The organism is Variovorax sp. IB41 (assembly GCF_016405905.1).
Lineage (GTDB): Bacteria > Pseudomonadota > Gammaproteobacteria > Burkholderiales > Burkholderiaceae_C > Variovorax.
The window spans coordinates 131,847-150,009 of record NZ_JAEFCB010000011.1 but is presented as its reverse complement, the minus strand read 5'-3'; the positions used below and the strand labels follow the sequence as shown (position 1 = coordinate 150,009).

At 67.4% G+C, this 18,163-nt stretch carries 18 protein-coding genes; 5 read left to right on the top strand and 13 right to left on the bottom strand.

The window, feature by feature from the left end; genetic code table 11:
* The first annotated feature begins 74 nt into the window (after positions 1-74).
* A complete protein-coding gene (locus JC881_RS20310; protein ID WP_198787503.1) occupies positions 75-1,787 on the top strand; it encodes a serine hydrolase in 1,713 nt (570 codons plus the stop codon).
* Here the strand turns inward: JC881_RS20310 and JC881_RS20305 are convergent.
* The 8 genes from JC881_RS20305 to JC881_RS20270 form a co-directional block, all read right to left on the bottom strand.
* Entirely contained in the window at positions 1,784-3,319 is a 1,536-nt protein-coding gene (locus tag JC881_RS20305) for a malonate--CoA ligase (RefSeq protein ID WP_198787502.1), read from the bottom strand. The two genes, JC881_RS20310 and JC881_RS20305, sit on opposite strands and share 4 nt — an antisense overlap.
* A gap of 23 nt (positions 3,320-3,342) precedes the next feature.
* Positions 3,343-4,116: an enoyl-CoA hydratase/isomerase family protein gene (locus tag JC881_RS20300; protein WP_198787501.1), complete on the bottom strand. Its 774-nt coding sequence runs from the start codon at positions 4,114-4,116 to the stop codon at positions 3,343-3,345.
* Entirely contained in the window at positions 4,113-5,102 is a 990-nt protein-coding gene (locus JC881_RS20295; protein WP_198787500.1) for a Bug family tripartite tricarboxylate transporter substrate binding protein, read from the bottom strand. Before JC881_RS20295 ends, JC881_RS20300 begins: the two co-directional genes overlap by 4 nt.
* A gap of 90 nt (positions 5,103-5,192) precedes the next feature.
* Positions 5,193-6,671: a malonyl-CoA decarboxylase gene (locus tag JC881_RS20290; RefSeq protein ID WP_198787499.1), complete on the bottom strand. Its 1,479-nt coding sequence runs from the start codon at positions 6,669-6,671 to the stop codon at positions 5,193-5,195.
* 46 nt (positions 6,672-6,717) lie between these two features.
* A complete protein-coding gene (locus tag JC881_RS20285; RefSeq protein ID WP_198787498.1) occupies positions 6,718-7,386 on the bottom strand; it encodes a GntR family transcriptional regulator in 669 nt (222 codons plus the stop codon).
* A 136-nt stretch (positions 7,387-7,522) separates the two neighbouring features.
* A complete protein-coding gene (gene lgt / locus JC881_RS20280) occupies positions 7,523-8,347 on the bottom strand; it encodes a prolipoprotein diacylglyceryl transferase (protein ID WP_198787497.1) in 825 nt (274 codons plus the stop codon).
* Positions 8,348-8,416: 69 nt separating this feature from the next.
* Positions 8,417-8,686, bottom strand: a complete 270-nt coding sequence (locus tag JC881_RS20275) for a hypothetical protein (RefSeq protein ID WP_198787496.1) — start codon at positions 8,684-8,686, stop codon at positions 8,417-8,419.
* Positions 8,687-8,697: 11 nt separating this feature from the next.
* Positions 8,698-9,642, bottom strand: a complete 945-nt coding sequence (locus tag JC881_RS20270; protein ID WP_198787495.1) for a LysR family transcriptional regulator — start codon at positions 9,640-9,642, stop codon at positions 8,698-8,700.
* Positions 9,643-9,742: 100 nt separating this feature from the next.
* Between JC881_RS20270 and ilvD the strand changes: the two genes are divergently transcribed.
* Entirely contained in the window at positions 9,743-11,437 is a 1,695-nt protein-coding gene (gene ilvD, locus JC881_RS20265) for a dihydroxy-acid dehydratase (RefSeq protein ID WP_198787494.1), read from the top strand.
* Here ilvD and JC881_RS20260 read toward each other — a convergent pair whose 3' ends face one another.
* Positions 11,438-12,259 (bottom strand): DUF3592 domain-containing protein, encoded by an 822-nt coding sequence (locus JC881_RS20260; RefSeq protein ID WP_198787493.1) that lies wholly within the window; start codon positions 12,257-12,259, stop codon positions 11,438-11,440.
* A 55-nt stretch (positions 12,260-12,314) separates the two neighbouring features.
* Entirely contained in the window at positions 12,315-12,569 is a 255-nt protein-coding gene (locus JC881_RS20255; RefSeq protein WP_198787492.1) for a TIGR04438 family Trp-rich protein, read from the bottom strand.
* Positions 12,570-12,676: 107 nt separating this feature from the next.
* On the opposite strand from JC881_RS20255, the gene JC881_RS20250 reads away from it, so the two are divergent.
* Positions 12,677-12,985 (top strand): c-type cytochrome, encoded by a 309-nt coding sequence (locus tag JC881_RS20250; RefSeq protein ID WP_198787491.1) that lies wholly within the window; start codon positions 12,677-12,679, stop codon positions 12,983-12,985.
* A 15-nt stretch (positions 12,986-13,000) separates the two neighbouring features.
* Here the strand turns inward: JC881_RS20250 and JC881_RS20245 are convergent, their stop codons facing one another.
* Both JC881_RS20245 and acs read right to left on the bottom strand, forming a co-directional pair.
* On the bottom strand, positions 13,001-13,507 hold the full coding sequence (locus JC881_RS20245) for a LapA family protein (RefSeq protein WP_198787490.1): 507 nt from the start codon (positions 13,505-13,507) through the stop codon (positions 13,001-13,003).
* A gap of 129 nt (positions 13,508-13,636) precedes the next feature.
* Positions 13,637-15,634: an acetate--CoA ligase gene (acs, locus tag JC881_RS20240; RefSeq protein ID WP_198787489.1), complete on the bottom strand. Its 1,998-nt coding sequence runs from the start codon at positions 15,632-15,634 to the stop codon at positions 13,637-13,639.
* A gap of 147 nt (positions 15,635-15,781) precedes the next feature.
* Here acs and JC881_RS20235 point away from each other — a divergent pair, with 147 nt between their 5' ends.
* On the top strand, positions 15,782-16,417 hold the full coding sequence (locus JC881_RS20235; RefSeq protein ID WP_198787488.1) for a YqhA family protein: 636 nt from the start codon (positions 15,782-15,784) through the stop codon (positions 16,415-16,417).
* 57 nt (positions 16,418-16,474) lie between these two features.
* On the opposite strand, the gene JC881_RS20230 is transcribed toward JC881_RS20235, so the two are convergent.
* Positions 16,475-17,395, bottom strand: coding sequence for a LysR family transcriptional regulator (locus JC881_RS20230; RefSeq protein ID WP_198787487.1), 921 nt, complete (start codon positions 17,393-17,395; stop codon positions 16,475-16,477).
* A gap of 102 nt (positions 17,396-17,497) precedes the next feature.
* Here JC881_RS20230 and JC881_RS20225 point away from each other — a divergent pair, with 102 nt between their 5' ends.
* Positions 17,498-18,115 carry an NAD(P)-dependent oxidoreductase gene (locus JC881_RS20225; protein WP_198787486.1) on the top strand — a complete coding sequence of 206 codons (618 nt, stop codon included), beginning with the start codon at positions 17,498-17,500 and terminating at the stop codon, positions 18,113-18,115.
* The last annotated feature ends 48 nt before the right edge of the window (positions 18,116-18,163 follow it).

The following is an 18,163-nucleotide window of genomic DNA, read 5'->3' as shown; positions in this document are numbered from 1 at the left end:
GAAAAAATTCGACGCGCGGGATTGCCTTAGGATTCGCCCCCCTATCTAACGGCCCAAAGGCAAGGACCCCGATCATGTGGAGCGATCTCGAAAGCCTCGTCGAAGCCTCGATGCAGGAATGGCAAGTGCCCGGCCTCGCGCTGGCGGTGATCCAGGACGGCGAGGTGGTGCTGCAAAAGGGCTACGGCGTGCGCGACACCGACACCGGCTTGCCCGTGACCACCGACACGCAGTTCCTGCTGTGCTCCATCACCAAGTCGTTCACCGCTGCGGGCCTGGGCCTGCTGGTCGACGAGCGCAAGCTCGACTGGGACCGGCCCGTGCGCGAAGTGCTCCCCGAGTTCCGCCTGCACGACGCGGTGGCGACCGGGCGGCTCACGGTGCGCGACCTCCTCTGCCACCACAGCGGGCTGCCGCGCCACGACTGGATCCACATGCCCGGCGACCTGAGCAACGCGCAGATGCTGGCCGCGCTCCGGCACCTCGCGCCTAACAAGGACCTGCGCGACACCTTCCAGTACTCGAACCTGGGCTACCTCGTCGCGGGAATGATCACCGAGCGCATCAGCGGACAGCGCTTCGAGGACTTCACCACCGAGCGGCTGATGAAGCCGCTGGGCTTCAACCACTTCGGCTTTTCCATCGAGGCGCTCGGCGCCGCCGAAGACGGCGCCCGTCCGCACGCCATCGATGGCGACGTGCGCCACCGCTCGCCGCTGTCGCCCATCCGCGCGACGCCCGCCGGCGGCATCAACGCCTCGGTCGCCGACCTCGCGAAATGGGCGCGCTTCCTGCTCGACGGCAAGGCGGACGGCCGCCAGCTGCTCTCGCCGCAGGCGCTGCGCGAGATGACGACGCCACGCGTGCACATGGGCCGCTCCGAATACGCGGAGATCGGTGATTCGCACTACGGCCTGGGCCTCTTCTGCGAGCAGTACCGCGGCGATCGCACGATCGCGCACTCGGGCTCATGGACCGGCTGGAGCACGCTGATGACGCTGGTGCCCGAACGCCGCGCCGGCATCGTGGTGCTGACGAACCGCACGCCGGGCGGCGCCACGCCCATCCTCACCTTCGCGGCGCTCGACCGCCTCTCGGGCCGCGAACCCATCGACTGGTTCGGCCGGTTGGCACCGAAGCGCCGGCAGGCCGTGGCGCAGCAGAAGCTCGACAAGAAGGCCGCCGCCGATGTTCGCCACAGCGAAACGCGGCCGAGCCATCCGCTCGAAGACTATGCCGGCGAGTACGAACACCCGGCCTATGGGCGCATCCGCATCGAGCAACGCGGGGATGCGCTTGCATGGCACTGGCGCGGCACGGAAGACCTGCTCCAGCATCGCCACTACGACGTCTTCGTCACGCCCGACCGGCCGACGATCATGCATCCGAGCGACCGCACCCTCACCTTCCGCTACGACCGGCAGGGCCACATCGATCGCATCGAAGTGCCCCTGGAGCAGATGGTGGACGACATCGTGTTCCGCCGCATCGCGGCCGGCGAGGTGCTGGACCCCGCCTTCCGCCGGCTGTGCGCCGGCGACTACCTGCATGCGGGCCGCGTGATCGAGATCCGGCTCGACGCCGGCGACCAGCTCAACATGACGATCCCGGGCCAGCCGACCTACCGGCTGCTGCCGGCCGGCGGGCGCCGGTTCAACGTCGAGACGCTCGAAGGCTTCGGCGTAGAGTTCCGCCGGCCTTCACCGGAGGCGGTGGAGGCGGTGGACGCACTCATCTTTCACGAGCCGCGTGCCACCGCCCTCGCGCCAAGGATTGCGAAGCCCTAGGCGAACAGCTCCTTGTGCTCGGCGCGCAGCAGCGCCTTCTGCACCTTGCCCATCGTGTTGCGCGGCAGCTCGGCCACGACGAAGCAGCGCTTGGGAATCTTGAAGTTCGCCAGCTTCGACTTGAGCTCCGCCACGATCGCCTCGGCATCGATGGCCGTGCCCGCCTTGGCAATCACGATGGCCACGCCCACCTCGCCGAAATCGGGGTGCGGCACGCCGATGACCGCGCTCTCGGCCACGCCGGTCATCTCGTTGATGTAGCCCTCGATCTCGGCCGGGTAGACGTTGTAGCCGCCGCTGATGATCAGGTCCTTGCTGCGCCCGACGATGGTGATGTAGCCGCGGCCGTCGATCTTGCCGACGTCGCCGGTCTTGAAGAAGCCGTCGGCGGTGAACTCTTCCTTGGTCTTCTCGGGCATGCGCCAGTAGCCGGCGAACACGTTGGGGCCGTCGACCTCGATGCCGCCGATCTCGTCGGTGGTGCAGTCGTTGCCGTTCTCGTCGCGCACGCGCAGTTGCACGCCCGGCAGCGCAAAGCCGACGGTGCCGCCGCGGCGCTCGCCCTGCTCGGGCTTGTAGGGGTTGGAGGTGAGCATGACCGTCTCGCTCATGCCGTAGCGCTCCAGGATGGTGTGGCCGGTGCGCTTCTTCCACTCGTCGAAGGTCTCGATGAGCAGCGGCGCAGAGCCCGCGACGAACAGGCGCATGTTGCGCACCGCCTTGCGCGTGAGGCCCGGCTCGGCCAGGAGGCGCACGTAGAGCGTGGGCACGCCCATGAACACGGTGGCTTCGGGCAGCTTGGCGACGATGCGCCTGGGGTCGAACTTCGAGAACCACAGCATCTTGCTGCCGTTGAGCAGCGCGCCGTGCAGCGCGACGAAGAGGCCGTGCACGTGGAAGATGGGCAGCGTGTGGATGAGCACGTCGCCCGGTGCCCAGCCCCAGCAGTCCTTGAGCACCTGTGCGTTGGACAGCAGGTTGCCGTGCGTGAGCATCGCGCCCTTGCTGCGGCCGGTGGTGCCGCTCGTATAGAGGATCGCGGCCAGGTCATCGGGCGACTTCTTCGCGGGCGTGTGCTTGTCGCTGCACTGCGCGGCCACTTCGAGCAGCGTGCCGGTGCGGTCGTCGTCCAGCGTGAACACATGCCGCGTGCCCGCTGCGGTGGCGATCGGCCCGACCCACGAGGCATTGCGGCTCGTGCACACCACGACCGCGGGCTCGGCGTTGCCGATGAAGTATTCGATCTCGGCGCTCTGGTAGGCGGTGTTCAGCGGCAGGAACACATAGCCCGCGCGCAGCGTCGCGAGGTACAGCAGCATCGCCTCGACGGATTTTTCGACCTGCACCGCGATGCGCGCGCCCTTCTCGAGCTTCAGCGCATCGAGCAGGTTGGCGATCATCGCGCTCGCGCGTTCGAGGTCGCGCCACGAATAGAACAGGCCGTTGTCGGTCTCGACCGCGATGGCGTCGAGGTCGGCGGGAAAGGCCGCGCGCAAGGCGGCGAACAGGTTGGCGTTGGTGGGCTTCTTCATCGCTTCGTCTTTGAACCGGTACTTCAGAAATTCGGTGTGCGCTTGGCAAGGAAGGCATCGATGCCTTCGCGGTGCTCGGCGGAATCGGCGTAGTCGTAGGCCGTGGCAAGCAGAGTCTGCAGCGAGGGCGCGCCGGCCTTCAGCATCGCGAACGTGCGCTTGTGCAGGCGCGCGGCCTGCGGCGCGAGCGCGGCGATGCGCTCGGCGTGCGCCTGCACGGCCGTCGCCACCTCGTTGTCGGGCAGCACCTGCAGCAGGAAGCCCGCGTCGTACAGGCGCTGGGCGCCGTGCACGCCGGCGGCCAGCAGCATGTCGCGCGCGAGCACGTCGCCGATGGCGCCATGCACGAGGGCCGCTTCGCGCGGCGCCATCGGAAAGCCCAACTTGGCGATCGGCGCGCCGAACTTCGCGGAGGCGCCCGCGATGCGGATGTCGCAGCAGCTCGCGATCTCGATGCCCGCGCCCATGCAGGCGCCCTCGATCTGCGCGACCAGCGGCACCGGGCAGTCGAGCAGGGCCTGCAGCGCGGCCCAGACTTCGTTCTCGTGGAATTCGCGCAGGCTCGATGCTTCGAAACGGAACGACGGGTATTCGGAGATGTCGCCGCCCGCGCAGAAGGCGGCGCCCTCCCCGCGGATCACGACGCACCGAAGGCCTGCATCGTCCAGGCCCGCGAACGCTGTGCGCAGCGCGCGCCACATCGCGCGCGTCATCGCATTGAGGCGGCCCGCGTTCGACAGCGTGACGACCGCCACCGCGCCTTCGCGGCGCAGTGAAACAGTGCCCGCAGCCGTCATTCGAGCTTGGCGCCCGACGCCTTCACGACCGTGGCCCAGCGCTTGATTTCGGCGTTCACGAAGCCGCCGTAGGCCGCCATGGTGAGGGTCGGGATCTCGGAGCCGTTCTGCGCCCAGATGGTCTTGAGCTCGTCGGTGGCGAGCGCCTTCTTCATGTCTTCGACCGCGCGCGCCTGCGCATCGGCCGGTGTGTTCTTCGGCGCCCAGAGGCCATACCAGGTGGTCACCGTGTAGTCGGGCAGGCCCACTTCGGCGGCGCACGGCACGTCGGGGAAGGCGGGGTTTCGCTTGCTGCCCGCGACCATCAACGCCTTGATGCGGCCGCTCTTGATGTGCTGGGACGAAGAGCCCAGGCCGTCGAACATCAGGTCGACGTTGCCCGAGATCAGGTCCGACAGCGCCGGGCCCGCGCCGCGGTACGGGATGTGGGTGATGAAGGTGCCGGTCTGGATCTTGAAGAGCTCGCCCGCCAGGTGGTGCGAGGTGCCCGAGCCGGCCGAGCCGTAGTTGAACTTGCCGGGGTTGCGCTTCACCAGCGCGATGAATTCCTGGATCGTGTTGGCCTGCACGCGCTTGGGGTTGATGACCACCACCTGCGGCACGTTGGCCAGCAGCATGAGCGGCGCGAAGTCCTTCTCGATGTCGTAGTCCAGCTTGGGGTACACCGAGGGCGCGATGGCGTGGTGCACAGCGCCCATGAAGAGCGTGTAGCCATCGGCCGGCGCCTTGGCCGCGATGCTCGCGCCTAGCGTGCCGCCGGCACCGCCGCGGTTGTCGATCACCAGCGTCTGGCCCGCCACCTTGGTGAACTGGCCCGAGAGCGGCCGCGCGAAAGCGTCGGTGCCGCCGCCGGCCGGGAACGGCACGATCATCGTTACCGGCTTGGTCGGCCAGCCCTGCCCCTGGGCGCGCGCGGCGCCGCAAAGAACGGCCGCACCGGCGGCGGCCACGCGCAAAACATCACGTCGCTGAAAACTCTGGTTCATGTGTCTCTTCTCCGATCGTTGTGGATTTTGCCGCCCGATGCGGCGGTAGGCGCCTTCTCTGCACCCGCTTTTTTTTCGCTTTTCCGAACACTAGCCTTTTTTGAAGAACAGGCTTTCGATGTCTCCCGATACCGCGACCTTGCCATCGCCCAGCCAGGCCCTGTGCTTGTCCAGGCGCTTCAGGTCATACAGGTAGTTGACCATGAGCCCGTACGACTGCTTCAGCCCCTTGGGCGACGGGTCGCCCGCCCAGTTCAGCCGCTCCACCCGCGCGCCGTTGCCCAGGTGAAAGCGCGCGACCGGGTCGGCCGGCGTGCCGTCGACCAGCGCGTGGCCCAGGTATTCGGCCGCCGCCTGCAGCAGCCATTGCCGCAGCGGCGACTTCGCATCGAAGGTGGCGGCCGCGTCCACGGCGGCGAGCAGGCGCTCGGCCGTGGGCGGCATGGAGCCGACGAGCCGGCCGAGTTCGGCCTCGCGCTTCTCGTCCAGGCGCGGCAACAGGTCGCCAGCGTTCTTGGCGAGCCATGTGCGAAAGCCCGGAATCGGCGAGAGCGTGGCGAAGGTCTTCAGGCGCGGCAACTCGTCCTGCAGCGTCTCGACCACGCGCTTGATGAGCGAATCGCCGAAGCTCACGCCGCGCAGGCCCGTCTGGGTGTTGCTGATCGAATAGAAGATCGCGGTGGTCGCCTTGGCGGGCAGCACCGGCACGGCGGCCTCGTCCAGCAGCGGCGTGATGCCGTCGCTGATGCGATCGACCAGCGCCACTTCGACAAAGATCAGCGGCTCGTTGGGCAGGCGCGGATGAAAGAAGCCGTAGCAGCGGCGGTCGCTGTCGTCCAGGCGGTTCTTCACGTCGGACCAGCTCTTGATGTCGTGCACCGCCTCGTAGCGGATGAGCTTCTCGATCAGCGAAGCCGGCGAATCCCAGTCGATGCGGCGCAGCTCGAGGAAGGCGACGTCGAACCAGGTGGAGAACAGGTGCTCGAGTTCGGCATCGAGCGCGAGCAGGCGCTTGTCGGCCTTCAGGCACGGCAGCAGGTCGGCGCGCAGATCCACCAGAAAGCGCATGCCCGCGGGCTCGACCGCGAAGCGCTGCAGCAGGCGCATGCGCGGCGACACGAGCGCGCGGCGCAGGCGCAGCTCGGCCTGCCCTTCGTCGGGCGTGCCGACCGCGGCCTGGTGCTGGTCGCGCGCGGTCTTGAGCTTTTGCGCATCGGCAGCGAAGTGCTCGCTCATGAGGGCCCAGTAATCGCGGCGCTCCTCGGGCGTGGCGTCGGCGTAGGCCTCTGCGATGGCATGAGCCCGGCGGCCGCCCTCGACCTCGCTCACGCGCGGATCGATCACGGCCTGCAGGTCAGCGAGCACGCGGCGCAGCGCGCGCGGCGACAGGGCCTCGTCGGCCTTGCGCAGCGTGACCTGCAGGCGCTCGGCGGTCGTGCGCTCGCTGGGTTTGAGCGTGCTCTTGGTTGCGCTCTTGGGTGCGCTCTTGGCCGTGCTTTCGGGCGCCACGGGCACCTTGGACTTTTCGCCAGAACGCAGCCGCGCCTGGAACCATTCGGTCGCACTCATCGCTGGACTCCCCTGTGAACGGATGCGGGCGCGCCGCGGCAGATCGTCATGGCATCACCCTGGATTTCTGTTGCCGCGCGACTTCGCGCAATGCCTCGCGCTGGCGCGTGAGGTGCGTGCGCATCGCGGCATCGGCGCCTTCGCTGTCGCGCGCCTTGAGCGCCGCGAACACGGCCAGGTGCTCCGAGAGGCTCTGGTCGAGCCGGCCCGGCGCATGCAGCTGCTGCAGGCGCGCGAGCTTCAGTATCTTGCGCAGGTCGCCGATCACCTGCGCGAGCCACCGGTTGTCGGCCAGCTTGATGATCGCCTCGTGAATGATGTGATTGGTGGCGTAGTAGTCGTTGATGCGCCGCGCCTTCGCGTGGCGCTCCAGGCGCTCGTGCAGCCCGTCGAGCTCGTGCAGCTCGGCATCGCTCGCGTTGCGCGCCGCCTCGTAGGCACAGCGGCCTTCGAGCAATGCGATGACCGGGAAGATCTCGTCGAGGTCGCGTTCGGTGACCTCGTTGACGAAGCAGCCGCGGCGCGGCTCGTGCCGAAGCAGGCCTTCGGCGGTGAGCACCTTGAGCGCCTCGCGCAGCGGCGTGCGGGAGATGGAGAGGCGCTCGCACAAGGCCACTTCGTCCAGGAAACTGCCCGGCGCCAGCGTGCCCGCAAAGATCTGCTCGCGCAGCGTGGCGGCGACTTCGTCGTGCAGGGAGTTGGGGACCAGGCGCATGGCGATTCGGGCTTTCGACCTTGGGTGGCTCGGCGTAATTTCCTGTAATTACGCGTAATTGTGAGCGCGCCAACGCTGCGGCGCAAGTGCCGCGCATCGCCTGCGCGGCCCGGATTTACCCTGAGAACTTAGAGGTTCAGGCGCGCGCAACGACGCGCTTGGAGCGGCCGAACCAGAACCACAGCGCAATGCCGCCGATCACCATCGGCACGCTCAGCCACTGCCCCTGGCTCAGGCTCAGCGCCCGGAGGCCGAGAAAGTCATCGGGCTCGCGGAAGTACTCGGCAAAGAAGCGCAGCGCGCCATAGCCGATCAGGAAGACGGAGGCCACCTGCCCCTGTTTGCGTTCCTTGCGCGCGTAGAGCCACATGATCACGAACAGCAGCAGCCCTTCGAGCAGGAACTGGTAGATCTGCGAGGGATGGCGCGGCTGCATCGACCCGCTCTGCGGAAACACCATGCCCCAGGGCAGGTCGGGACTGCTGAAGCGGCCCCAGAGTTCGCCGTTGATGAAGTTGCCCACGCGGCCTGCGGCGAGGCCCGTCGGCACGCAGGGCGCGACGAAATCCATCACCTGCCAGAACGGCCGCGCCCGCGAATGCGCGAACCACACCATCGCGCCGATCACGCCCAGCATGCCGCCGTGGAAGCTCATGCCGCCTTGCCACACGTAGACGATTTCGAGCGGATGCGTGAGATAGAACTCGGGCTTGTAGAAGAGGCAATAGCCCAGGCGCCCGCCGACGATCACGCCCATCACGCCGAGGAAAAGGATGTCCTCGATGTCCTTGCGCTGCCAGGCGCCCTGCCCGACCAGCGAGCGGTAGGGCTCGTGATGCAGCCGGCGGGTGCCGAGAAAATAGAACAGCGCGAAGGCCGCCAGGTAGGTCAGGCCGTACCAGTGAATGGCCACGGGCCCGAGCTGCAGGGCGATGGGGTTGATCTGCGGATACATGAGCATCCGCGGATTGTGCCCGCGCCGGATGTCGCGGCCGGCACGGGGATATTCAGGGCAATCGTCAGGGCAATCTCAGCGCCCGAACTTCCACCACAGGAGCCCCGCGACCACGGCAGGCACCGCGAAGATCACCAGGAAGATCGGCAGCTCCTCGGCCACCGAGTACCCCGCCTTGATCACGCCCACCGCCATGTTGATGCCGGCGCCGATGAACCATGCCGGAATGAACCACTTGGCGGCGCTGGCCATCGCCAGCGAAGAGCCGTCGCCGACGAAGCGGCTGGCCAACAGAAACACCACCAGCAGCACGAAGCCGCCGCCCATCACCAGGATCGTATGCATCCGTGCACTCCTCAGGATGTGTTTGCGCCGCGCTCGCGCACGAACGCGACAAAACGCGCGAGCGCCGGATTGTCCGCCCCTTCGGGCCACACCAGGCTGGTCTCGCAAACGGGCAGCGCCGGCCCACTGCGGCGCCGCGCGGCCGGCGCGAATTCCGCGGCACGCCGATAGACCACGCCCGCGCGCCGGAACTGCGTGACGCTCTCCGGCACCCAGGCCACGCCGATGTCCCCGGAAACCAGGTTGACGATGGTCTGCATCTGGATGGCCTCCTGCGCGAGCTGCGGCACGCGGCCCGCCGCGTGATAGAGCCCGAAGATCGCGTCGTGCAGCGAAGGCACGATGCGGCGCGGAAAGATCACCAGCGGCTCGGTGAGCACGTCGGCCAGCAGCAGCTTGCGCGTGCGGGCCAGCGCGTGCCGGGCCGGCAGCGCGAGCACCAGCGGCTCCTCGGACACGGCCAGCCGCGCGAGCCCCGGCGGCGCGGCGCCGGGCGAATGCAGCATCAGCCCGGCATCGATCTCGCCGCGCGCGAAGGCTTCGATCTGCACGTCGCCGGTGGCCTCGACCAGTTCGAGCGCCACTTCGGGGCACAGCACGCGGAACTCGCGCACCCAGGCCGGCAATTGCTCGAAGCCGACCGTCGAGACGAAGGCGATCCGCACCCGCCCCACCTGCCCCGCCGCCGCGGCGCGCGCGCGTGCCGGCAGCGCCTGGGCGCGGGCCAGCAGCTCGCGCACATCGGGCAAGAGCGCCTCGCCCGCGGGCGTGAGCGCCACGCGCCGTCGGGTGCGATCGAACAGCACCACGCCCAGCGTTTTTTCGAGCTGGGCGATGGCCTGCGTCACCGGCGGCTGCGTCATGTGCAGGCGCAATGCGGCGCGGCCGAAGTGCAGTTCCTCGGCCACGGCGACGAACTGGCGCCAGGCGCGCAGGTCGATGAGGGCTTCATTCATATGCCGAGCATATCAATCCATGCTTCAAATTGGATTGGAACCAATCAATCAGAAGTCCGATACTTGGCTCCCCGATCTCCCCCACGATAGAAGAGACACCATGGACACCAAGCCAATCCAGATCAACCGCCGCAGCGCCAACATCGTCGAAGGCAAGAGCCGCGCCCCCAACCGCTCGATGTTCTATGCCATGGGCTACGAAGAGAGCGATTTCAAGAAGCCGATGGTCGGCGTGGCCAACGGCCACAGCACCATCACCCCCTGCAACTCGGGCCTGCAGAAGCTGGCCGACGCAGCCATCGCGGGCATCGAGGAAGCCGGCGGCAACGCGCAGGTGTTCGGCACGCCCACCATCTCCGACGGCATGGCCATGGGCACCGAAGGCATGAAGTATTCGCTGGTGAGCCGCGAGGTGATCTCCGACTGCATCGAGACCTGCGTGGGCGGCCAGTGGATGGACGGCGTGCTGGTGGTCGGCGGCTGCGACAAGAACATGCCCGGCGGCCTGATGGGCATGCTGCGCGCCAACGTGCCGGCCATCTACGTCTACGGCGGCACCATTCTCCCGGGCCGCTACAAGGGCCAGGACCTGAACATCGTGAGCGTGTTCGAAGCCGTGGGCCAGAACGCCGCGGGCAACATGAGCGACGAGGACCTGCACGAGATCGAGAAGCGCGCCATTCCCGGCACGGGCTCGTGCGGCGGCATGTACACGGCCAACACCATGTCCAGCGCGTTCGAGGCGCTGGGCATCTCGCTGCCCTACTCGTCCACCATGGCGAACCCGCACGACGAGAAGGCCAACTCGGCCAAGGAATCGGCCAAGGTGCTGATCGAGGCGATCAAGAAGGATCTGAAGCCGCGCGACATCGTGACCAAGAAGGCTATCGAGAACGCCGTGGCCGTGATCATGGCCACCGGCGGCTCGACCAACGCGGTGCTGCACTTCCTGGCGATCGCGCACGCGGCCGAGGTGGAGTGGACCATCGACGACTTCGAGCGCATGCGCAAGAAGGTGCCGGTGCTGTGTGACCTGAAGCCCTCGGGCAAGTACCTGGCGGTCGACCTGCACCAGGCCGGCGGCATTCCGCAGGTCATGAAGGTGCTGCTGAACGCAGGCCTCCTGCACGGCGACTGCATCACCATCAGCGGCCAGACCATCGCCGAAGTGCTGGCGGACGTGCCCGACGTGCCGCGCGCCGACCAGGACGTGATCCGCCCGATCGGCAAGCCGATGTACGCCGAAGGCCACCTGGCGATCCTCAAGGGCAACCTCTCGCCCGAAGGCGCGGTCGCCAAGATCACGGGCCTGAAGAACCCGGTCATCACCGGCCCGGCGCGCGTGTTCGACGACGAGCAGTCGGCGCTGCAAGCCATCCTGGCCGGCAAGATCGTGGCCGGCGACGTGATGGTGCTGCGCTACCTCGGCCCCAAGGGCGGCCCGGGCATGCCGGAAATGCTGGCACCGACCGGCGCGCTGATCGGCGCGGGCCTGGGCGAGAGCGTCGGCCTCATCACCGACGGCCGCTTCTCGGGCGGCACCTGGGGCATGGTGGTGGGCCACGTTGCGCCCGAAGCGGCGGCCGGCGGCACGATCGCGTTCGTGAACGAAGGTGACTCGATCACCATCGACGCGCACGATCTCAAGCTCGAACTGAACGTGCCCGAAGCCGAGATCGCCAAGCGCCGCGAAGGCTGGAAGGCGCCGGCGCCGCGCTACACCCGCGGCGTGCAGGCCAAGTTCGCGTTCAACGCCTCCAGCGCGAGCTCGGGCGCGGTGCTCGACAAGTTCTGATCAGGCCATCATCCACGCGCCGTAGCCAAAGGCCGCAAAGCCCAGGCCCACGATCGCGAGGATGCCCAGGACCTCGAAGTCCCTGGCCGGCGGCAGGCACTGCACCACCAGGTGCAGCAAGGCGCCCACGCCGATGGTGAAGAAGCCCGCACCGAACTGCTTCATGGGGTTCGGGTCGGGATAGAAGAACGCCAGCGCGAAGCCGGCAAGAAAAACCACGTTGGCCACCACCGTGCCGCGCGTGCGCCAGCGCTGCTGCGCGGGCGTGGGCGCGCGCACCCCCATGCGTCCGCTGCGGTGGCGGCCCTCCTTGATGGCCATGCCGGTGAAGAAGATGCCGGACAGCGCCGGAAACCCGCCGAAGAGCCCGAGCGCCCAGACGATGCCCCACATGTTCTGGAAATCGGCCACCAACGCCTGCGACGGATCGGCCGGCTTGTAGCGCACGTCGACCGGATCGCCCGTCGACTTGTCGGAAAGCCCGCCGCCGAGCCCCTTCACGCGGCGCGCCTGCCCGTCGGAGGCGGTGTATTCGACGATGGGGACGCGGGTGGTCGTCGTGCGGCCCTTGCTGTCCTTGCTGCGCTCCTCGACGAATTCGACGAGGCGCCCTTCCACCAGCACCGTGCCGGCCATCGATTGATGGCGCTGCCAGCCGACCGTGGCCGCGCCGTAGAGCCCCGCGCAGCCGATCAGTAGCGCTCCGACGCCGACACCCCAGAAGAGCTTTTTGCGCCAGCCCACGAGCGCGCCGATGGCCGGCCCGACGAAGAGCGAGAGCCCGAAGACGATCAGTGCGTGGGTGGCGGCTTCGTCATCCATGGCGCGCTTTCGTTCTGGCAGCGCGGGATGATGTGGCCGGGGAGCCGCTGTGCGTTCAGCGGCGCGGGCGCTGGCCGTTGCTGGTCGGCAGGCCCATGTTGGCCTTCTGGCGGTCGATGCGCGCCTGCTTGCGGCGGTTTTCGCGCTCGATCACCTTGCGCTTGGTGTAGCCCGACGAATCGGCCCACGCCCACCACGCGACGGCCAGTGCGAACGGCGACAGCACGATCCACCAGCTCCAGCCGGCGACGACGCCGACTTCGAAGTATTTGAGGCCCAGGCCCAGCAGGCCCAACAGCAAGAACAGCATCGCGAATCCCTCCGGGTTGTTGTCAACGCATCCGGACGCCGCTGGCCGGCGCTACCTACAATCGCGTTGCATCGAATGTAACCCAGCCCTTACGAAATAAATCCCCCATGAAAAGAGTTCTGTTCGCCGCTGCCCTGGGCCTTGGCCTCGCGGCGCCTGCCTTTGCCGACTTGGCCCTGGCCACGTCGAAGAACTGCATGAGCTGCCACGCGGTCGACCGCAAGGTGCTCGGCCCCTCCTTCAAGGACGTGGCCACGAAATACAAGGACGACAAGGGTGCCGTCGACACCCTGGCCACCAAGATCGTGAAGGGCGGCTCCGGCGTGTGGGGCCCGGTGCCGATGCCGGCGAACAACCAGGTCAGCGAAGCCGATGCGAAGAAGCTGGCCGCGTGGATCCTCGCCACGCCGCGCTGAAACCGCTGAACCCGCTCACCCTTGCGGATTGATGTCGGCCGGAACCACCACCGGCCGGCGCTCGATGCGGTCTTCGAGCTGGCCGATGTGCGCGGCCAAGGTGTTGTCGGTCTGCTCGGAGCGCACCCGCACGGCGTGCTCCAGCTGATCGATGCGCGCCACCAGCGCGGTGTGGCGGTCGGCGTTGTGCGCCATGTGCTTGTTCTCCTGCGCCTCCAGGAAGTTGCGCAGCTCGGTGAAGCGCGAGGCCTCGGCCTTGTCGGCCAGGTCGCGCTGGACCTGCATTTCCTTCGTGTGGCGCTTGGTGTCCAGCAGCACCGAGCTGTGCAGGTACAGCACGTAGACCAGGAAGAAGGCGGCCAGCACGACTGTGAGGCCCAGCATGATCAGCCCCAGCGGCGCCGAGACGGTCATGAAGCCCAGCCAGACATCGGTGGGGGCCGCGAGCGTCCCCCAGTTCAATGCGGCGAGCGCTGCGATCAGCAGCACGATGACGAACAGGAAAGCGGATCTCACGCCCATGGGGGGCCTCCTCTGAAAAGATCGAACACAACAACCGGCGCCGCAGGCGTCAGGGCGCGCGGCAACGGGTTGGTTTTACCTCAGGCAAAGGGCCCGTCCGGCGCGGCCGGACGGACAGGCGGCCACGTCCTACAGGCGTTCTGACAACTGTTCGAGGATTGCCGGGTTTTCCAGCGTCGAGGTGTCCTGCGTGATCTCCTCGCCCTTGGCGATGCTGCGCAGCAGGCGCCGCATGATCTTGCCGCTGCGCGTCTTGGGCAGGTTGTCGCCGAAGCGGATGTCCTTGGGCTTGGCGATGGGGCCGATTTCCTTGGCCACCCAGGCACGCAGCTCGTTGGCGATCTGCTTGGCTTCCTCGCCGGTCGGGCGCGAACGCTTGAGCACGACGAAGGCGCACACCGCCTCCCCTGTCACGTCGTCGGGACGCCCCACCACCGCGGCTTCGGCCACGAGATCGGTCTTGGAGACCAGCGCCGATTCGATTTCCATCGTGCCCAGGCGGTGGCCCGAGACGTTCAGCACGTCGTCGATGCGGCCGGTGATGCGGAAGTAGCCGCGGTCGGCGCTGCGCACCGCGCCGTCGCCGGCCAGGTAGATCGTGCCGCCCATTTCCTCGGGGAAGTAGCTCTTCTTGAAGCGCTCGGGGTCGTTCCAGATCGTGCGGATCATCGAGGGCCACGGCCGCTTGATGACCAGCATGCCGCCCGCGCCGTTGGGCAGGTCCTTGCCGGTCTCGTCGACGATCGCGGCCATGATGCCCGGCAGCGGCAAGGTGCAAGAGCCTGGCACCAGCGGCGTGGCGCCCGGCAGCGGCGTAATGACGTGGCCGCCCGTTTCGGTCTGCCAGAAGGTATCGACGATCGGACATTTCTCATGGCCGATATTGCGGTGGTACCACATCCACGCCTCGGGATTGATCGGCTCGCCGACCGAGCCGAGGATGCGCAGGCTCGAGAGGTCCCAGTTCTTCGGGTGCACCTTCTCGTCGCCCTCGGCCGCCTTGATGAGCGAGCGGATGGCCGTGGGCGCCGTGTAGAACACGCTGACCTTGTGCTTCTCGATCATCTGCCAGAAGCGGCCCGCGTGCGGGAAGGTCGGGATGCCCTCGAACACCACCTGCGTGGCGCCGGCCGCGAGCGGACCGTAGGCGACGTAGGTGTGGCCGGTGATCCAGCCGATGTCGGCGGTGCACCAGAACACGTCTTCGGGCTTGATGTCGAAGGTCCAGTCCATCGTGAGCTTGGCCCACAGCAGGTAGCCGCCGGTGGCGTGCTGCACGCCCTTGGGCTTGCCGGTGGAGCCCGACGTGTAGAGGATGAACAGCGGATGCTCGGCGTTCACCGGCACGGGCGGGCAATCGATACTCTGGCCCTGGAGCGCTTCGGTGAAGGTCTTGTCGCGGCCTTCGACGCGGGCCCATGCGGTGGGCGTGCGCTCGTAGACGAACACGGTCTTGATCGACTCGCAGCCGCCCAGCGCGATGCCGTCGTCCACGATGGCCTTGAGCGGCAGTTCCTTGCCGCCGCGCAGCTGGTAGTTGGCGGTGATGACGGCCACGGCGCCGGCGTCGATGATCCGCTCCTGCAGCGCCTTGGCCGAGAAGCCGCCGAACACCACGCTGTGGGTGGCGCCGATGCGGGCGCAGGCCTGCATCGCGATCACGCCTTCGACGGTCATCGGCATGTAGATGATGACGCGGTCGCCCTTCTGGATGCCCGCAGCCTTGAGCGCGTTGGCGAACTGGCTCACGCGGGCGAGCAGTTCCTTGTAGGTGACGTTGGTGACGGTACCGTCGTCGGCCTCGAAGACGATGGCGGTCTTGTTCTCGACGGGGGTGCCGATGTGGCGGTCCAGGCAATTGGCGCTGGCGTTGAGCTCGCCGTCACCGAACCATTTGTAGAACGGGGCCTTCGACTCATCGAGTGTCTTGGTGAAGGGCTTGGTCCACTGAAGGTTGCCCTTGGCCAGGCGGGTCCAGAAACCCTCGAAGTCGTCTTCGGCCTCCTTGCACAGCGCGTCATACGCGGCCATGCCGGAAATCGTGGCGCCTTCGGTGGCGCGGGCGTCGGGGGGGAACACGCGGTTCTCGACCAATACGGATTCAATGTTTTTAGATGCGCTGCTCATTCGCTTTGTCTCCTGGATGGGTGCGGCCGTAATGTCGACCGGGCCACTTACGGGTCACTGACGCGTCCGATGTTAGTTCGCAGGGTTATCACGAGTGCGACACGGGGGCACCCATAAAATCGCCGGTCTTCCACGAACCCCCACCCGATGTCCGCTCCCGATCCTTTCGACCCCTTGAACCCGCCCCCCACCCGGACCATCCCCATGGGGCCGCTGCCCAAGCTGATCTTCGCCAGCCGCTGGCTGCAGTTGCCGCTGTACCTGGGCCTGATCGTCGCGCAGGCGGTGTACGTGGTGCATTTCCTGGTCGAGCTGCTGCACCTGGTCGAGGCCGCGTTCGGCAGCCAGACCGCGCTGCAGGCCCTGATCACCAGCATCGGCTACAAGACGACCGCGCCGGTGGGCTCGCTCAACGAGACGGTGATCATGCTGGTGGTGCTGGCGCTGATCGACGTGGTGATGATCTCCAACCTGCTGATCATGGTGATCGTGGGCGGCTACGAGACCTTCGTGAGCCGCATGAACCTGGAAGGCCACCGCGACCAGCCCGAGTGGCTCAGCCACGTGAACGCCTCGGTGCTCAAGGTGAAGCTGGCCACCGCCATCATCGGCATCAGCTCGATCCACCTGCTGAAGACCTTCATCAACGCGGACAACTACACCGACCGCGTGCTGATCGCGCAGACGGTGATCCACATCACCTTCCTGTTCTCGGCGATCGCCATTGCCTACACCGACAAGCTGATGACCGCGAACGCCTCGCAGGGCGGCACGCCTCACTGAGTCACTGAGTCACTGAGTCACTGAGTCACCGAGAGAAAAAGCCCGCGCGCCCTCGTTCTATGCAGCGGCGCGCGGCGCATCCCAGGCCGGCACTTCGGTGAAGCGCTCGGCCAGGAAGTCGAGCATCGTGCGCAGCGTGGCCGGCATGTGCTTGCGTGAGGCATACACCGCATACATCCCGACGACCTGCGGCTCGCAGTCCTCGAAGAGCGGCACCAGTTCACCGGACTGCAGCAGCTGCGCCGTGAGGAAGGTCGGCAGCATCGCAATGCCCGCCCCCGCCCGCGCGAGGTACATCAGGCTCGCGGCATCGTTGGCCGACACGTTGCCGTTCACGGCCACGGACAACGGCGCCCCGTCCGCCTTGCGGGTGAAATTCCAGAGGCTGTGGCCGAAGTAGGAATGCGTGAGGCAGTTGCGCTGGGCCAGTTCGTCCACGCGCAGCGGCTTGCCGTGCTCTTCCAGGTAGGCGGGCGAGGCACAGACCACCGAGCGGCAGGTGGTGAGCCGGCGCGCGATGAGGTTGGGATCGATCTCCGCCGCCGTGCGGATTGCCAGGTCGATGCGCTCGTCCACCAGGTTGACGGTGCGGTCCAGCAGCACCAAATCGACCGCCACGCCCGGATAGAGACGCACGTAGTCCGCGATGGCGTCGGCCAGCTGCGCCTGCGCGAACGACGTGCCGGTCGTGATGCGCAGTTGCCCCTGCGGCGCCTCGGCCGGATGCCGCACGGCCGCCTGCATGTCGCCCGCGAGCTCGAGCACCTGGCGGCAGCGCGGCAGCAGTTCTTCGCCCGCGGCGGTGAGGCTCAGGCGCCGCGTGGTCCGGTGCAGAAGGCGCGCGCCGGTCCATTGCTCCAGCTCGGCCACGTAGCGCGTGACCACGGGTCGGGACATGTCCAGTTTCTCGGCCGCGGCGGACAGGCTGCCCGAATCCACCACGTTCACGAACACCCGCATTGCGTTCAATCGGTCCATTCGAACGATTTTAGGAATAAAGAAGCGCGGATTTCGAGGTATTTCTTTCGAAACCAGAAACCTAAGATGGGATGCATCCCATCCACCATCCTGGAGTCATTCATGAGCCACATCGCCATCATCGGCGCCACCGGACGCGCCGGCGGCCGCCTTCTCGAAGAGGCGCTGCGCCGCGGCCATACCGTCACCGCCATCGCGCGCAAGGCGAGCGAGAAGCTGTCGGGCCGCGCCAACGTGAAGGCCGTCGATGTCGACGCGCTCGACACCCCCGCGCTGGAGAAGGCACTGGCCGGCCACGACGCCGTGTTCAGCGCCGCGCACTTCGCCACCGTGCCGCCCGCGGCCATCATCGATCCGGTCAAGCGCGCGGGCGTCAAGCGCCTGCTGGTGGTCGGCGGCGCGGGCAGCTTGTTCGCGGCACCGGGCCTGAAGGTGATCGAGACGCCGAACTTCCCCGATGCCTACCGCGCCGAAGCCACGGCCGGCGGCGTGTTCCTCGAGGCGCTGCGCAGCGAGAAGGAACTCGACTGGACCTTCCTGTCGCCCTCGGCCGAATTCGTCGACGGCGAGCGCACGGGCAAGTTCCGCCTCGGCAAGGACGACCTGCTCGTGAGCGCCGAGGGCCGCAGCTGGATCAGCTTCGAGGACTACGCGATCGCGTTCATCGACGAGCTCGAGAAGCCTGCCCACTCGCGCCAGCGCTACACGATCGGCTACTGATCGGCCGGCAACAAAAAAGGACCCTCGCGGGTCCTTTTTTCATGGAGC

Bases quoted from the DNA above. Each gene is read 5' to 3' on its own strand.
- JC881_RS20310 (WP_198787503.1), top strand. From the start codon at position 75: ATGTGGAGCGATCTCGAAAGCCTCGTCGAAGCCTCGATGCAGGAATGG.
- JC881_RS20305 (WP_198787502.1), bottom strand. From the start codon at position 3,319: ATGAAGAAGCCCACCAACGCCAACCTGTTCGCCGCCTTGCGCGCGGCC.
- JC881_RS20300 (WP_198787501.1), bottom strand. From the start codon at position 4,116: ATGACGGCTGCGGGCACTGTTTCACTGCGCCGCGAAGGCGCGGTGGCG.
- JC881_RS20295 (WP_198787500.1), bottom strand. From the start codon at position 5,102: ATGAACCAGAGTTTTCAGCGACGTGATGTTTTGCGCGTGGCCGCCGCC.
- JC881_RS20290 (WP_198787499.1), bottom strand. From the start codon at position 6,671: ATGAGTGCGACCGAATGGTTCCAGGCGCGGCTGCGTTCTGGCGAAAAG.
- JC881_RS20285 (WP_198787498.1), bottom strand. From the start codon at position 7,386: ATGCGCCTGGTCCCCAACTCCCTGCACGACGAAGTCGCCGCCACGCTG.
- lgt (WP_198787497.1), bottom strand. From the start codon at position 8,347: ATGCTCATGTATCCGCAGATCAACCCCATCGCCCTGCAGCTCGGGCCC.
- JC881_RS20275 (WP_198787496.1), bottom strand. From the start codon at position 8,686: ATGCATACGATCCTGGTGATGGGCGGCGGCTTCGTGCTGCTGGTGGTG.
- JC881_RS20270 (WP_198787495.1), bottom strand. From the start codon at position 9,642: ATGAATGAAGCCCTCATCGACCTGCGCGCCTGGCGCCAGTTCGTCGCC.
- ilvD (WP_198787494.1), top strand. From the start codon at position 9,743: ATGGACACCAAGCCAATCCAGATCAACCGCCGCAGCGCCAACATCGTC.
- JC881_RS20260 (WP_198787493.1), bottom strand. From the start codon at position 12,259: ATGGATGACGAAGCCGCCACCCACGCACTGATCGTCTTCGGGCTCTCG.
- JC881_RS20255 (WP_198787492.1), bottom strand. From the start codon at position 12,569: ATGCTGTTCTTGCTGTTGGGCCTGCTGGGCCTGGGCCTCAAATACTTC.
- JC881_RS20250 (WP_198787491.1), top strand. From the start codon at position 12,677: ATGAAAAGAGTTCTGTTCGCCGCTGCCCTGGGCCTTGGCCTCGCGGCG.
- JC881_RS20245 (WP_198787490.1), bottom strand. From the start codon at position 13,507: ATGGGCGTGAGATCCGCTTTCCTGTTCGTCATCGTGCTGCTGATCGCA.
- acs (WP_198787489.1), bottom strand. From the start codon at position 15,634: ATGAGCAGCGCATCTAAAAACATTGAATCCGTATTGGTCGAGAACCGC.
- JC881_RS20235 (WP_198787488.1), top strand. From the start codon at position 15,782: ATGTCCGCTCCCGATCCTTTCGACCCCTTGAACCCGCCCCCCACCCGG.
- JC881_RS20230 (WP_198787487.1), bottom strand. From the start codon at position 17,395: ATGGACCGATTGAACGCAATGCGGGTGTTCGTGAACGTGGTGGATTCG.
- JC881_RS20225 (WP_198787486.1), top strand. From the start codon at position 17,498: ATGAGCCACATCGCCATCATCGGCGCCACCGGACGCGCCGGCGGCCGC.